The following is a 15881-nucleotide window of genomic DNA, read 5'->3' as shown; positions in this document are numbered from 1 at the left end:
TGCGATCCGAATGTCGTTGAGGGTGAAGGGAGTTGCCGTGTCGCCGGAGGATCGAGCCGACTCGTGGACCGGGGGTCCCGCGCTACCGCTGACCGGACCGCAGCTGGGCATCTGGAACGCCCAGCGGTTCGATCCGGAATCCGGGCGATACCTGGTCGGCGAGGTGCTCGAAATCTCCGGCGGGGCGGTGATCGACGTCGAGCTGCTCGCCGAGGCCATCCGGCGCACGGTCGCCGAGGCCGAGAACATGCGGTTGCGATTCCGGGAAACGACCGACGGGCCACGGCAATTCGTCGCCGAGGTGGCCGCCGAACTGCGCCCCGTGATCGACCTGCGCGCGGCCGCCGACCCGGTGGCACTGGCACACGAAGCCGTCGCGCTGGAACGCCATCGCGCCGCCGAGCACTGCCGAGACATGGTGGATCGGCAGCTGTACATCTACACGCTGATCCGCCTCACCGACACCGAGGTGTGGTGCGTGCAGCTGTATCACCACCTCATCGTCGATGGTTACAGCGCGGCGTTGCTGTCGCGCCGCGTGGCCGCGCACTACACCGCCCTGCGGCGCGGAAAGCCCGCGCCCAGAAACACTTTCGGAACCATCGCCGCCCTGGTGGCGGAGGAACGGGCCTATCGCGACGGCCCCGAGTTCGCACAGGATCGCGCCTACTGGCGCGAAACCCTCACCCCCTGGCCCGATCTCGACGGTCGGGGCCGGCACGTCGGCGGCGCCGTGGAGCGCACTCTGCGCGCCGAATCCATCCTCTCGGCCGAAACCCTCACGGCCCTGAAGGAATCCGCCGACCGGCACAACGTCTCCTGGGCCGATATCCTCCTGTCCTGCTACGCCGCCTTCCTCAGCCGCCATCTCGGCGCCTCCGACCTCGTCATCTCCATGCTCCTCATGGGCCGCGTCGGCCGCGCCGCCCTCACCACCCCCGCCATGGCCGTCAACGTCCTCCCGCTGCGCCTGCCCGTCCACCCCGGCGACCGCCTGGCCGATCTCGCGCCGCGCGTCGCCGAAACCCTCCGCGATATCCGCACCCACCAGCGCTACAGCGGCGACGACCTGGCCCGCGACTTCCACGGCCAGGGCGCCGGCGAGCTCCTGCACGGTATCGGCATCAACCTCAAGGTCTTCGACTTCGCCCTCGACTTCGACGGCTCCCGCGGCGTGCTGCGCAATGTGGCTGGCGGCCCACCCGAAGACCTCGGCCTCACGGTCACGCCCCTCCCCGACGGCACCTTGCTCCTGGGCTTCGAATCCGACGCCCGCAGCAACACCCTCGCTGCCGTGCAGGCCCGCATCACCGGCTTGACCCGAGTCGTTCACGCCTTCACCGGCATTCACAAACCCCAGGTCGGTGCCCTGCGCCTGCTCGACCCGCGCGAGCAAGAAGAACTTCTGCGCGTTCGTGCGCAGCTGTCCGGCCCGGTGGATCCCGGTGTGGAATCTGATGATTCCGGGCGCATCGAGTCGGTCCCCGATGCGTTCGCGCGACTGGTGGCGGAGCGTCCGGACGCAATCGTCTTGGCCGACGACGAAGGTGAATGGTCGGTTGAGACGCTCGCCGGACAGGTGGACCGGCTGGCTGGTTTCCTGCGGGAGCGGGGCGTCGGACCGGAGGCGCGGGTGGGCATCGCGTTGCCGCGCGGGGCTCGGTTCGTGACGGCCTTGTTCGCGGTATGGCGCGCAGGGGGAGTGGCGCTGCCGCTGGACCCGGAACATCCGGTGGCGCGATTGCGGGCCATGGTCGATGACGCCGAGCCGGTGATCGTGCTGGCCTCATCCGAAATGACGGCCGAGTTCGAGGACCTGGCCATTGACGTGGAAGATGCTGAGCGCCAAGCGATCACGGCCGGGATCGGTGAATCGGACGGCGGTCCGGTACGGGACGCCGCACTCTTTGCGAGGCAGAGCGCATACCTGATCTACACCTCCGGCTCGACCGGGCAGCCGAAGGGCGTGCTCGTGGAGCACGGTGCGCTGGCTCATCTGCTGGACGCCCATCGATCCGGCATGTACGCGGCGACGGCGGCGGGTATCGACCGGCCGCTGCGGGTCGCGCACACCACGTCGTTCGCGTTCGATGCCGCGTTGGATCCGCTGCTGTGGATGCTGGACGGCCATCGAGTTCACGTGTACGACAGCGATATCCGGCGCGATCCGTCGCGACTGGTCGAGGCGTTCGAGCGGGACGGGATCGATGTCGCGGACGGCACTCCGGTGCTGGCCGCCGCATTGCTGGACCACGGGCTCGAGCGAGTCGGGCTGCGGTTGCTGGCGCTCGGTGGCGACGCCTGCTCGCCCGAACTCTGGCGTCGGATTCAGGACGCGAGGATCAGCGCGGTCAACCTGTACGGGCCGACCGAATCGACCGTCGATGCCGTCGGCGCGGTGGTCGCGGGGGAGCGGCCGCGGATCGGGTATCCACTGCCCGGTACCCGGGTTTACCTGCTGGACAGTGGGTTACAGGTGGTTGCCGATGATCGGGTGGGCGAGCTGTACCTGGCGGGCCCGCAGTTGGCGCGCGGGTATCTCGGGCGGCCGGGTGTGACGGCCGAGCGGTTCGTGCCCGATCCGTTCGGGCCGCCCGGTGCGCGGATGTACCGGACCGGCGACCGGGCGCGCTGGGCGCCCGGGCACGGCTACGAATACGCGGGGCGGGTCGACGCGCAGGTGAAGATCCGCGGGCATCGCGTCGAACTCGGTGAAGTGGAAGCCGCGCTCGGCGGGCTGCCGCGAGTCCGGAGTGCGGCGGCGGATGTTCGCGAGATTTCCGGGCGGCCGACGTTGATCGGGTACGTCGTGCGCGCGGATTCCGATGGCAAGACCGGTGACGCAGCGTATTCCGCGGAACTGCGCGGTGCGCTGGCCGAGCTGGTGCCCGATCACCTGGTGCCGGCGCGGATCGTCGTGCTGGATGCCCTGCCGCACACCGTGAACGGCAAGCTGGACCGTGCGGCACTGCCCGATCCGGCGGCGGATGCGGGCGGCCGCGCACCCGGGACCCCGGCCGAGCACGCGCTCTGCGCGGTGATCGGGTCAGTGCTCGGACATGACGCCGTCAGCGTGGACGACGACTTCTTCGGTGTGGGCGGCGACAGCATCACCGCGATCACCGTCGGTAGCCGATTGCGGGAGCGCGGTTTCGCGTTGACCCCGCAGCAATTGCTGACCAGGGCGGCGTTGACGGTGGTGGCTGCCGCCGCGCAGCCTCTGGACGAACCGGCCTCGAACACAGCGGCGGTGCGGTTTTCGCTGCCGTCGCGGGATTTGGCGATGCTGACGGCGCGGTACGGGCCGATCGCCGATGTGCTGCCGTTGTCTCCATTGCAGGAAGGGCTGCTCTTCCACGCGCTGCGGGACGGTGCGGACGACATCTACACGCTGACAGCGCGATTCGACCTGGCCGGTCCGGTGGACCCGGAGCGGCTGGGCGCGGCCTTCGCGGCCGTGCTGGAGCGGTACCCGAATCTCGGCGCGGCCTTCCGGTACGAGGAATTCGACGACCCGGTTCAGGTCGTGCCGCGGACGCCGCGATCGGCTTGGCGTGCGGTGGATCTGCGGGATCGCGCGGAGTCGGCGCGCCTTGCCGAGGCGCAGCAGCTGGAAGAACGGGCGGGCGCCGAACCCTTCGATATCGCCGAGCCGCCACTCCTGCGCGGCTTGCTGATCCGATTGACCGACACCTCGCAGCGATTCGTCCTCACCGCCCACCATCTGCTCTCGGACGGTTGGTCCATCCCGATCGTCATGCGCGAACTGCTCGCGCTGTATCACGGTGCGACGCTGACGAATCCGGCGTACTACGGCGATTACCTCGCCTGGCTCGCCGCCCGCGACGTCACCGCCACGCTCAACCGATGGCAGCAGTACCTGTCCGGACTGCCCGCCGGATCGCTACTCGGCACGCTCGGTGGCCGATCGACGTCTGTAGGTCAGCGAATTCCGCTGCCGGACACCATGACCGGTGATCTGGAAGCCGCCGCCCGCCGTCACGGCCTGACCATGAACACCCTCGTTCAGGGCGCCTGGGCGCTCACGATCGCCGCTCAGCTGGGCCGCACCGACGTGGTGTTCGGCGCGGTCGTCTCCGGCCGCCCCGCCGACCTGCCGGATGTCGAGAACATGGTGGGCCTGTTCAGCAATACGATCCCGGTCCGGCTGCGCCTGGATCCCGCCCGTTCACTGCTGGAGCAGTTGACGGCGTTCCAGCAGGAGACCTTCGAACTACAGGCCCGCGCCCATCTCGGCCTGGCCACCATCGAACGCACTGTCGGGTTGGGCAGCCTGTTCGACTCACTCGTCGTCTTCGAGAACTTCCCGAAATCCGCACTGCGCCAGCCGGACAGCCATGAACTGCGGGTCGCCGACGTCGCGGTGCACAGCCTCACCCATTTCCCGGTGACGGTGACCGCGCGGCCGGGCGAGCGGTTCGAGCTCATGCTTCATCACGATCCGGCGGCGGTGCCGGACGAAGCGGCAGCGCGACTGGCGGAGCAGCTGGGCAAGGTGCTCACCGATCTGGCGACCGAGTCCGCGTCCAACGTCGCGAGCTATCTCGCTGCACCGCAGAGTGATTCAGGCATCTCGAGGGCTCAGGCCACTTCATTGCCGCGAACGACCGAGGGTGGCACCTTGGCTGTCTGGGGAACGATCGAAGGCTTCGACCTGGATGCCCCAGCTGTCACCTGCGAGGGCGCGACCATCGACTACCGCGAGTTCCATTCCCGTGTGAATCGCTTGGCGCGCTGGCTGATCGCACAACGTATCGGACCGGAATCGGTTGTGGCCGTGGCCATGCCGCGCACCGTGGACTCGGTCGTGGCCGCGCACGCCGTGCTCCGCGCGGGCGGCGTCTACCTGCCGATCGATCCCGAACAGCCCGCGCAGCGCATCGAGAAGATCCTCGAAACCGCGCGCCCCGCCCTGATCCTCGAAACCCTCGCCGACCTGGATACGAGCGCCTGCGCCGACGCCCCGATCACCGCAGCGGAACGCCTCGCCCCGCTGCACCCGGCGAACGCCGCCTACCTCCTGTTCACCTCCGGGTCCACCGGCATCCCCAAGGGCGTGATCGTCTCCCACGAGGCCATCGTCGCCACCTTCGAATGGCTCCAGCACGAACAATGTTTCGGCCCCGGCGACACCGTCCTCTACCGCACCCCACCCACCTTCGACGCCTCCCTGCTGGAACTCTTCCTCCCGCTGCACGTGGGCGCCCGCATCGTCCTCACCCGCCCCGACGGCCACCGCGACCCCTACTACCAGGCGAAACTCATGCGCGACGAACGCGTGACAGCCGTCCAGATGACCACCTCCATGCTCACCGTCCTCGCCGAGGAAGCCGACCTGGCAGCTTGTACCGACCTGTGCTGCGTCATCACCGGCGGCGAAGCGCTCCCCCCGGCCACCGCGCAACGCGTGCGCGCACTGACCGGCGCACGAGTGAACAACCTGTACGGCCCCACCGAGGCCGCCGTCTGCATCACCCGCCACGAAACCGACGACGCCGACACCCGCACCGTCCCGATCGGTCTCCCGGCAGCGGGCTCCGAAGTCCGCGTACTCGACGAGCGGCTGCACCCCGTCCCGCCCGGCGCGATCGGCGAACTGTATTTGACCGGAACCCAACTCGCGCGCGGCTACCTGTCAGCCCCCGGCGTGACGGCCGCCTCCTTCATCCCCGATCCGTCCGGTGTCAGCACTCGCATGTACCGCACGGGCGACCTGGTGAAGCGCGGCGCGCACGGTGAACTCGAATACGTCGGCCGCGCCGACAGCCAGGTGAAGCTGCGTGGCCAGCGAATCGAACTGGGCGATATCGAATCCGCGCTCCCGGCCTGCCCGGGCGTCGCGCAGGCCGCGGTGCTGCTGCGTGAGGACACGCCGGGCGATCAGCGGCTGGTGGCCTACCTGATCCCGTCATCGGGCGCACGACTCGACATTGCGGCGGTGGACGCGACCCTCCGGGAACTGCTCCCCGCGTACATGATTCCCAGCGCCTACCTGATCCTCGATCACATTCCCCGCACCACCAGCGAGAAGATCGACCGCAAGGCATTGCCCGTCCCCGGCCCGCACCATGCCCGGTCGGGAGCGGCGCTCGGCAACTCGACGATGCCGAACGAATCCGCCGCCGCAGCGGACGGATCGGCCTCATCCCTGTTCGCCTCGGATGGACAGGCGGCTCGCACCGGCGAGATGGAGCCGGCCGGCGCGATCGCTGTGGCGATGGCGGCGGTGCTGTCGTTGCTCTCGGTCGGCCCCGATGACGACTTCTTCGCCGCGGGCGGACATTCCCTCACCGCCGTTCGACTGGTCGGCCGATTGCGCCGCGCCGGAATGGAAGTCGTGCTGGACGACGTTTTCGAGGCTCGGACGCCCCGCGCGCTGGCGTCCAGGATCGCCGGTGCCGCAGCCGATTCCGGATTCTTCGGCCGTCGCCTGGACCAGGTCCTGCCGCTGCGCGCCGAGGGTTCCGGCGCTCCGCTGTTCTGCGTCCACCCGATCGGCGGCACGGCATGGCAGTTCGGCCCGCTCGCGCAACTGTTGCGCGCCGACCGGCCGCTCATCGGATTGCAGCTGCCGTCGCTGAGCGACAAGGACTTTCGCGCGGACGATCTCGATCAGCTGGCGGCGCACTACCTCGCCACTGTTCGCCGCATCCAGCCACACGGGCCGTATCACCTGCTCGGCTACTCACTGGGCGGCAATATCGTGCACGCGCTCGCCGCCGCCTTGGAAGCGGCCGGGGAGTCCATCGCCTTCACCGGGCTCATCGATTCCCATCCGCTCGCGAACCTCACCGGCCAGGCGCACCGGGCATTGTCCGATGCTGCCGCGCTCGACCGCTTGCTACCCGAAATAGACCCGGACGCACCGGAACTCGCGACGCTGCTGCGCGCTGCCGCGACCGAGCTGCTGGGCATGGTCACCCGGTCGACCCCGCCCCGCTATTCCGGCCGGATGGCGCTGTACGCCGCCGACACCGCCCTCATCCGCAATGACGGCGCGGGCCGGGAACGCACCGAAGCCCAGCTGTCCGGCTGGGTCGCCGACCATGACCGGCTCGTCGTGCGCCGCCTGCCGTACACGCATTTCGACATCGTGTCCCCGACCGGCTGGACCGAACTCGCCGCGCTGCTCGACGCGGACCCCGCGCTGAGCATCTAGCTCCATTCCCAACAAGAAAGAAAGAACACCACATTCATGTCGCTGTACCGATCGACGGCCCGCCTGCGCGCCGCCGTCGCCCTCCTGATTCTCGCGCTGGTCGCGGCGGTCGCGAGTTGTAGCAGTTCCGGCTCCGACGAAGCGAGCAAGTCCGGCACCCGCCAGGTGCAGACCGACAAGGGCGCGATCACCGTGCCCGCGGATCCGCAGCGCATCGTCGTCGTCAACGGCGCGCTCGCCGGTTACCTGTTCGATCTGGGTGCGAAGGTCAAGGCCGCCGATCCCCGCGTCCTCGGCGTGACGCTGAAGCCGGGCGAGTTCCCGGCCGCGTGGGCCGCCGACGCCAAGGAGCAGGGCACCGAGGTGCTGTCCTCCGGCGACAACATCAATCTGGAATTCATCGCCGCGCAGCGCCCGGATCTGATCATCGGCGGCGGGCAGGGCTTCCCGGGGCAGCAGTCCATCGACGCCTACGACAAGCTCACCGCCATCGCGCCGACCGTGCTGGTGCCGTCCAACGCGGTGAACTGGCAGGACCAGCTGAAGTCGGTCGCCGAGGCGGTCAATCAGTCTGCCAAGGTGAACGCCCTGATCAGCGCGTACGACGCCAAGGTCGCGAAGGTCAAGGACAGCATCAAGCCGCCGGCGGGCGCGGTGTCGGTGTTCCAGTCGCGCAAGGACAACAAGCCGTCCCTGATCGCGCCGGGCACGCCGCTGGCCTCGCTGCTGACCGCGACCGGCTTCACCATCGACGACAAGGTGGAGGCCAAGGCCGGTAATCCGGCGCGGGCCGCGGCCGCCGACTGGGTGTCGTTCAGCCCGGAACTGCTGACCACCGTCGCCGACGCCCCCGCCCTGTTCGTCATTCAGCTCGACGGCGGCCGCACCATCGCCCAGTTGAAGGACGACGCCATGTTCGCCAAGCTGCCGGCCTTCCAGTCCGGCAAGGTGTACGAACTGCCCGCCACCAGCCAGCGCCCCGACTACCGCAATGTCATGAGCACCCTCGACCTGCTGGCGGAGCGCTTCCGGTGACGGCGGTCGGCGGCCTGCTCATCGATGTCTCGCCGCTGCGGGCCAGCCGGGAATTCCGCTGCGCCTTCGCCGCCCGGCTGGTATCGGTGCTGGGGATCGGGTTGCTCATGGTGGCCCTGCCGGTGCAGGTCTATCAGCTCACCGGATCCTCGCTGCACGTCGCCGGCGTCACCACGGTCACCGCGATCGCCCTGTTCGCCGGCAGCCTGGCGGGCGGGGTGATCGCGGACCGCTACGACCGGCGCGATGTCATCCAATGGTCGCGCAGCGCGGCCGGTCTGGGGTTCCTCGCGCTGGGCGTGAACGCCCTGCTGCCCGATCCGCTGCTGCCGGTCGTCTATGCGGCGGGCGTGGTGGACGGGCTCGCGGGCGGGATCAGTGGATCCGCGCTGATGGCGCTGGTGCCGATGCTGGTCGGCCGCGAGAAGGTCGCCGCCGCGGGCGCTCTGACGGCGCTGACCTCCGACCTCGGCACCATGATCACCCCGGCGCTGGCGGGCCTGCTCATCGCGAAAACCGGTGTGGGCCCGGCGTTCTTCCTCACCGCTGCCGCCACCGTGGCCACGGTGAGCCTGATCCGCGCGATCGGCCCGCAACCGGCTCCGGCGCGCGAAACCCGGCATCCGCTGCGGGAACTGGCGATCGGCATTCGATTCGCGTTCCAGCACCGCAGGATTCGCGCGGCTCTGCTCACCGGATCGATCGCCATGCTGGTGAGCGGACCCCTGGTCCTGCTGCCCGCCCTGGCCGACGAACTCGGCGCCGGCGCCACCACCCTCGGACTGCTCTATGCCGCCCCCGGCGCGGGCGCGGTGCTGGGCTCGCTGACCAGCGGCTGGATCGGCCGCAGCGCCCATCCCGGGCGCGCCCTGCTGATCTCACTGGCCTGCATGCCGATCGGCGTGATCATCGCCGGTCTGGCCCCGCACGCCGCCCTGGTCTTCCTCGGCCTGGCCGGTTTCGGCACCGCCCGCGCCGTGAACATGGTGCTGCGGTACGCGGTGCTGCAACGCGAAGCCCCCGAGGAACTGCGCGGCCGCGTCTCGGGCCTGCTCATGGTGCAGGCCGTCACCGGCACCGCCGTGGGTTCCATGCTGGCCGCACTCGTCGGCCAATTCTGCACGCCCGCAACCGCTCTCGTGGTCTACGGGCTGTTCGTACTGATTCTGGGCGCGGGCACGGCTCTGGCCGCCGCGCCACTGCTGGGAAAGGAGAAGCCCTGATGGATCGTGCCGCCTATGCCACCCGCATCACCGAGGTGCTGGCCGGCCCGCACGGCGCCAAGGTCGGCTACCCGATCGGATTGTGCGAGGTGCGCGTGCTGCGTTCCGAACCGGTGGGCGCGGGCCTGCTGCGCATCACCTTCGGCGGTCCGGACCTCGCCGGATTCCACAGCTACGTGCCGGATGAGCATGTGCGCCTGGTGTTTCCGGACGAAAGCGGTGTACTGCGCCTGCCGAGCCGCGACGGGCTGTCCCTCGAATGGGGCAACCCGCGACCGGTGTCCCGGGAGTACACGGTGCGCCGGCACAGCGCCGAAGACGCCGAACTGGATATCGATTTCGCGGTTCATCCCGGCGGTCTGGCCTCCGAATGGGCGCTGGCCGCCACTCCGGGCACGCCCATGCACATCGCGGGCCCGCCCGGGGGCGTGGTGGTGCCGCGCACCTATGACCGATACCTGTTCGCGGGTGATATCACCGCCTTGCCCGCCATCGCGCGCTGGCTGGAATGGCTGCCGCGGGAGGCCGCGGGCTGGGCGTTCATCGAAGTGACCGGGCCGGACGAGGAGATCCCCCTGGCCGCCCCGCCGGGCATCGAAGTGCGCTGGGTACATCGCGGCGCTGCCGAACCGGGCACCGGTGATGCACTGGAAAAGGCGGTCCGAACGGTGGAAGTGCCGGAGGGACAACGGGTTTACGCCTGGATCGCCGGTGAGGCGGGCGTGCTGCGGCCGCTGCGCCGCTTCGTGCGCACCGACCTCGGCATCGGGCCCAAGGACTACCTGATCGCCGGGTACTGGAAACGCGGCGTCGCCGACTACGACCGAGACGAGTGAGGGACACGATGACGAACGAACAGGCGATCACGGTGGGGCAGTGGGCGATCGACGATGTGGCGACCGCCCTCGGCGTCGACCCGGCCGAACTGACCCTCGACACCGATCTGCTCGACGCCGGACTGGATTCGGTCCGCATCATGTCCCTCGTCGAGAAATGGCGGGCGGCGGGACACGCGCACATCGACTTCCCCACCCTCGCCGGTGATCCGGTGCTGCGGTCCTGGCTGGAAGCGCTGTCGTGACCGGTGGCGCGGCCGGAGCCGCGCCACCCTTCCCGTCAGTTCCCGGGCGTGCGCGCCGCGAGCAGCTCCCGCAGCTCGCGGCGACTGGTCTTGCCCACCCCGGTCTCGGGGAAAGCGGGCACGATGACCACCGCGTCCGGCATCTTCCAGGCCGCCACCCCGCGCCCGCGCACGAAGGACCGGATGGCGGTCAGGGTGGGTGCGGCGGCGGGGTCGGCGGGCTGGACGAAGGCGCAGATGCGTTGCCCCAGTACGGGATCCGGCGTGCCGATGATTACCGCGTCGCGGACCTCGGGATGCGCCAGCAGATGGGCTTCCAGTTCCTCGGCGGAGACCTTCTCCCCGCCCCGGTTCACCCAGTCGCCGGCCCGGCCCGCCACCACCAGGTTGCCGTCGGGGCGCACCGAGACCATATCCCCGGTGCGGTACCAGCCGTCCGCGGTGAAGCTGCGCGCATCGGCCTCGGGATTGTCGTAATAGCCGCGAATCGTGTACGGGCCATGGGTGATCAGATTGCCGATCGCTCCCGGCTCGACATCGTTGCCCGCATCGTCGATCACCCGGATGCGGTCCGCCTCCGACATCGGCCGCCCCTGGGTGTTCACCACCGCCTCGATCGGATCGTCCAGGCGCGTGTAGCAAACCAGGCCCTCGGCCATGCCGAACACCTGCTGCAATGTCACCCCCAAGGCGGGACCGACACGGCGCGCCAGCTCGTCGGGACACCGCGCCCCGCCCACCTGCACCACGCGCAGGCTCGAAAGGTCGTGCGTATCATCGGCTTCCGCGCGCTCGACCCACAACCGGGCCAGCGGCGGCACCAGGCCGGTGATGGTCACCCCGAACCGCTCGACCGCCCGGAACGCGGTGGCCGGCGTCGGATCGGGCGTCAAAGCGATGGCACCGCCCGCCCACAGCACGCCCAGGATGCCCGGCGAGCTCATCGGGAAATTGTGCGCGACCGGCAGCGCCGTGAGATACACACTGTCCGGGCCGAGTTCGCAGATCTCGGCGCTGCGCCGCACGCTGTAGAGGTAATCGTCGTGGGTGCGCGGGATCAGCTTGGGAATTCCGGTGCTGCCGCCCGACAATTGCAGGAACGCCACCTCGCCGGCATCGATCTGCGGCAATTCGCCCGGCTCGTCCCGGAAGTCGGCGATATCGAGCACTCCGTCCGGCAACGTCTCGCTCGGCTCACCGGTGACCACCAGCACGTGCCGCAGCGATGGCGACTCCGCGCGCACCGAATTCGCCAGTGCCGCATGGTCGAATCGCTGATGCGTGGTGCAGGTGATCATCGCCACCGCCCCGCTGGCCGCGGCGATCGGCGTCAGCTCGGCGCGCCGATGCGCGGGCAGGCAGAACACCGGCAGCGCGCCCAGCCGGAACAGCGCGAAGATCACCTCCACGAACTCGGCCCGATTCGGCAGCTGCACCAGAACCCGGTCCCGCCTGCCGATTCCGAGCCGTCCCAGCCCGGTGGCGAGGGCCTGCGCGCGGTGATCGAGTTCGGCATAGGTCCAGCGGTGCCGGTCGTCCACCACGGCGAGCGCATCCGGGGCCGCTGCGGCCCGTTCGGCCAGCAGGGCGCCGAAGGTCTGTCCGGACCAGTACCCACGGGCCCGGTAGTCCTCGGCTTGGGCCCGCGGCCATGGGGTGTGACCAGGCAGAACGGTCGATGGCATTGGGGGACACCTCTTTCCGGCGAACGCTGTCGCCGCATCGGTCGGAAGTCTGCGCCGGAAACGAGCGCCCCACTTTCATATCAGGTTAGGCTAACCTTATGTCCATGATCGATTCGGATGCACGAATGATCGTGGTCACCGGGGCCGCCGGCGGCATAGGCGCGGCCGTCGCCGCCGCCCTCGCGCCGGGCGCACGCGCCGTGGCGCTGTGGGACCGCGATCCCCGGGTCCACGAGGTGGCTGTCGAAATCAAAACCCGCACAACGGGATCGGTGATCGCCGCCGAGGTGGACATCACCGACGCCCACGCCGTCACCGCCGCCTTCGACGACCTCGTCGCGACCCACGGCCCCATCGATGTGGTGGTGCACGCCGCCGGTGCGCTGTATCCCGGCAGCCCGTTGGAAATCGACCCCGACGCGTGGACGGAGTGCTTGGCCGTCAATGCGACCGGTGTCGTGCACGTGACTCAGCGCGCGGCCCGCGAGATGGTCGCGGCCGGACGCGGTGCGATCGTGGTGATCTCCTCCAACGCCGCCGCCACACCCCGCGTCGGCATGGCCGCCTACGGCGCGGCGAAGGCAGCTGCCACCGCGTTCACCCGCTCCCTCGCCCTACAGGTCGCCCCGCTCGGAGTCCGGGTGAACCTGGTCTCGCCCGGCTCCACCGACACCCCCATGTTGCGCGGCATGTTCGCCGATCCGGCTCAGCCACTCGCCGGGACGGCCCGGCCGCTCGATGCAGCCGCGCGCACGGCTCTGCTCGAGGGTGACCCCGAGGTCTACCGTCTCGGAATCCCCTTGCGGCGCATCGCCGCTCCGGCTGATATCGCCGCCGCCGTCCGTTTCCTCGTCTCCGACGACGCCCGCCACATCACCATGCACGATCTGCGGGTGGACGGCGGGGCCACGCTAGACATGTGACCGAGAGGATGATCACCATCTCTTCCGAATTCGCCGCCGCGACAAACGATTCCGCCGCTCCCGGCTTCATTCTGGCCCGGCCGCACCGTACTTTGACCGCGACCGGGGTGGCCCGCGTCTTCCGGTCGGCCGCCGAGGCCGCTGCCGCGCTGCGCTCCGGACAGGTCGCCCACGTGGTCGGCGCGTTGCCGTTCGCCCTCGACGCACCCGCCGCGCTGTGGGCACCGGTCTCGGTGCGGATCACCGAGTCTCCGGTGCCGACGGCCGCCGAATCGCCCAGCCGTGCGGCCGCGGTCGCCGGAACGGAGCGCGCTCCCATCCGATTCGAGTTCGACGAAGCGGTGCCGTCGCCGGAGACCCACGTGCACCGGGTCGGCGCGGCGGTCCGGCTACTCGCCGATCGCGAGCATCCGGTCCGGAAAGTGGTGCTGGCCAGGGCTGTTCGGGCCCGCTCGGCCCGGCCCGTCCAGCCGGTCGACATCCTGCGCCGTCTGGTGGAGACCGATCCGCTCGGCAACGGCTTCCTCGTGGATCTCTCGGCGGCGGGCGAGCCGTACGGCGGCAGGCATCTGATCGGTTCCAGCCCCGAAGTGCTGGTACGTCGTTCCGGCGCGGAGGTGCTCAGCCATCCGCTGGCGGGGTCGGCCCGCCGCGTGCTGGTCGATGCCGCCGCCGACCGCATCGCGGCCCGTACTCTGCTGGCCTCGGCGAAGGACCTCACCGAGCATCGCTATGTGGTCGACCAGGTCGGCGAGGTACTGCGGGACCGCTGCGACACCGTCGAGATCCCGCGCAACCCGGAACTGACCAGCACCCCGGAGATGTGGCACCTCGGCACTCCGATCACGGCCACCGTGCCCGCCACCGGTCCCACGGCACTGGAACTCGCTGTGGCACTGCACCCCACCCCTGCCGTCTGCGGCACCCCCACCGCCCCGGCGGCCCGACTCATCGAGGCCCTGGAAGGCGATCGCGGGTTCTACGCGGGCGCGGTCGGGTGGTGCGACGCCACCGGCGACGGCGAATGGATGGTCAGCATCCGGTGCGCGGAACTGTCCGCCGACCGCCACACCCTCCTCGCCCATGCGGGCGGCGGCATCGTCGCCCAATCCGACCCGGCCGCCGAATTGGCCGAAACCACCGCCAAATTCCAGCGCATCCTCGGCCCCCTGGGCATCACGCACCACCCCGTCGCGGTCGGCTGACCCCGCCGTCGCTCGCGAATTCCATTACCGGCCAGCACATCCCACACAGAGAGCCGACGCATGCCGATTCCCCCGATCGCCCCGTACGCCCTGCCCACGCCCGCCGAAGTGGTCCCCAACCAGGTCCCCTGGAAGGTCGATCCCACCCGCGCCGCGCTGCTCATCCACGATATGCAGCAGTACTTCCTGACCGCCTACGACCGCGCCCAGGAACCCGCCCGCACGCTGCTGGCCAATATCGCCGAACTCCGGAACCGCTGCCACGACTTGGGAATTCCGGTCATCTACACCGCGCAGCCCGGTAACCAGCATCCGTCCCGGCGCGGCATCCTCGCCGATTTCTGGGGCACCGGCATGTCTCACGGCGCGGATACCCGAATCGTCGCCGAACTCGATCCGGCCCCTGCCGACATCCTCGTCACCAAGTGGCGCTATTCCGCTTTCCAGCGGACCGACCTGCGCGAACTGCTCAACTTCCATCACCGCGACCAGCTCCTGATCACCGGCGTCTACACCCATATGGGCTGCATGCTCAGCGCCGCCGAGGCTTTCATGGCCGATATCCAGCCGTTCCTGATCCTCGACGCCACCGCGGACTTCTCCCGCGAGGAACACCTGATGGCCCTCAACTACACCGCCCGCCGGTGCGGCGCGGTGCTCCCCACGGCCGATCTGCTCCAGCAACTCGACTACCTGCCGCTGCCGGAGACCACCCGGTAGCCCGCACCCGCCGGGAGGAAACGACTCCCGGCGGGCACGAAACCCGGTGCGCTACTTACCGGCCGGGGTGAACGGCTGGTTGATGGTGGTGAAGTACTGCACCGCCGCCGCGATGGCGAACGGCGCGGTAATGAAGATCTGTCCGGCCACGGTGCCGAGGAAACCGACGGCCGCCGCACCCGCGATGCAACCGCCCAGCGGGCCCAGCCCGAACAGGGTGGCCAGCGCGCCGGTCGCCACCGCGCCCAGCAGCGCACCCGCCACACAGCCGATGGCCGCGCCGCCGATGCCGCCGACCAGGGTGCCGATCGAAGCGCCCATGGACAGGGTCGAGGTCATGCGGCTCCAGGCGGCCTGCTCCCGGTCGTACTCGGACTTCCACGGCGCCTTGTCCTCGAAGGGCAGGGCGACCGGCTTGTAGGTGGCGTGCGCCTGATCGAACTGCGGGGTCAGGGTGGCGGTGCGGCCCTGGACCTCGGCGGCGATCGGGAAGACGAAATCGTCCACCCGGAAAGCCAATTCGGTGCCGCCGACGACGGTGCCGTCCGCGGCCTTGATCTGCAGCGCGCCATTGTCGACCACCAGGGAACCGGCGTCGGTGCGGATCACCATGACGCCGTTCTCGTCGTGCGTCGCGGCGTAGTTGATCACGCCCGCGTCGGCGGCCGGCGCGGCCTGGACGGTGCCCGCGGTGACGCCGACGACGGCGGCGGAGAGGGCGGCGGTGACGACGAGCTTGTTGACCTTCATCAGGGAAATTCCTTGCGTCAGTGCAGGTCAGGATCTGCACGAGGGTATGAGGTACCGGCGGCACGGCCGTGGGGGCCGT

10 protein-coding genes are annotated in these 15881 nt (G+C 69.8%); 8 read left to right on the top strand and 2 right to left on the bottom strand.

Translation table 11 applies throughout. The features are described from left to right. The first annotated feature begins 37 nt into the window (after window positions 1-37). From NY1_RS21050 to NY1_RS21030, 5 genes are read left to right on the top strand one after another with little or no spacing between them, the layout of a single operon-like run. On the top strand, window positions 38-7180 hold the full coding sequence (locus NY1_RS21050) for a non-ribosomal peptide synthetase (RefSeq protein WP_067716001.1): 7143 nt from the start codon (window positions 38-40) through the stop codon (window positions 7178-7180). Between the two features lie 36 nt (window positions 7181-7216). After that, entirely contained in the window at window positions 7217-8215 is a 999-nt protein-coding gene (locus NY1_RS21045) for an ABC transporter substrate-binding protein (protein ID WP_067715998.1), read from the top strand. Then, complete coding sequence (entS, locus tag NY1_RS21040) at window positions 8212-9438, top strand: enterobactin transporter EntS (RefSeq protein ID WP_067715995.1); 1227 nt, start codon at window positions 8212-8214, stop codon at window positions 9436-9438. The genes NY1_RS21045 and entS overlap by 4 nt, the downstream gene beginning before the upstream one ends. After that, window positions 9438-10274 carry a siderophore-interacting protein gene (locus NY1_RS21035; RefSeq protein WP_067715992.1) on the top strand — a complete coding sequence of 279 codons (837 nt, stop codon included), beginning with the start codon at window positions 9438-9440 and terminating at the stop codon, window positions 10272-10274. The genes entS and NY1_RS21035 overlap by 1 nt, the downstream gene beginning before the upstream one ends. 8 nt (window positions 10275-10282) lie before the next feature. Further along, entirely contained in the window at window positions 10283-10519 is a 237-nt protein-coding gene (locus NY1_RS21030) for a phosphopantetheine-binding protein (RefSeq protein ID WP_067715988.1), read from the top strand. Between the two features lie 35 nt (window positions 10520-10554). On the opposite strand, the gene NY1_RS21025 is transcribed toward NY1_RS21030, so the two are convergent. Then, on the bottom strand, window positions 10555-12204 hold the full coding sequence (locus tag NY1_RS21025) for a (2,3-dihydroxybenzoyl)adenylate synthase (RefSeq protein ID WP_067715985.1): 1650 nt from the start codon (window positions 12202-12204) through the stop codon (window positions 10555-10557). 98 nt (window positions 12205-12302) lie between these two features. On the opposite strand from NY1_RS21025, the gene NY1_RS21020 reads away from it, so the two are divergent. The 3 genes from NY1_RS21020 to NY1_RS21010 are packed head-to-tail and all read left to right on the top strand — an operon-like array spanning window position 12303 to window position 15052. Next, the gene (locus NY1_RS21020; RefSeq protein WP_067715982.1) at window positions 12303-13127 is read left to right on the top strand and encodes an SDR family oxidoreductase; all 825 of its coding nucleotides are present in this window, start codon (window positions 12303-12305) and stop codon (window positions 13125-13127) included. Further along, a complete protein-coding gene (locus NY1_RS21015; protein ID WP_233434410.1) occupies window positions 13124-14332 on the top strand; it encodes an isochorismate synthase in 1209 nt (402 codons plus the stop codon). Before NY1_RS21020 ends, NY1_RS21015 begins: the two co-directional genes overlap by 4 nt. 60 nt (window positions 14333-14392) lie before the next feature. Continuing rightward, the gene (locus NY1_RS21010; protein WP_067715976.1) at window positions 14393-15052 is read left to right on the top strand and encodes an isochorismatase family protein; all 660 of its coding nucleotides are present in this window, start codon (window positions 14393-14395) and stop codon (window positions 15050-15052) included. Window positions 15053-15103: 51 nt separating this feature from the next. Here NY1_RS21010 and NY1_RS21005 read toward each other — a convergent pair whose 3' ends face one another. Next, the gene (locus tag NY1_RS21005; protein ID WP_067715974.1) at window positions 15104-15802 is read right to left on the bottom strand and encodes a DUF8020 domain-containing protein; all 699 of its coding nucleotides are present in this window, start codon (window positions 15800-15802) and stop codon (window positions 15104-15106) included. Window positions 15803-15881: the final 79 nt, after the last annotated feature.

Origin of the sequence: Nocardia yamanashiensis NBRC 100130 (assembly GCF_001613325.1) — a bacterium.
GTDB lineage: Bacteria > Actinomycetota > Actinomycetes > Mycobacteriales > Mycobacteriaceae > Nocardia > Nocardia yamanashiensis.
This window is presented reverse-complemented; position numbering and strand designations above follow the sequence as displayed.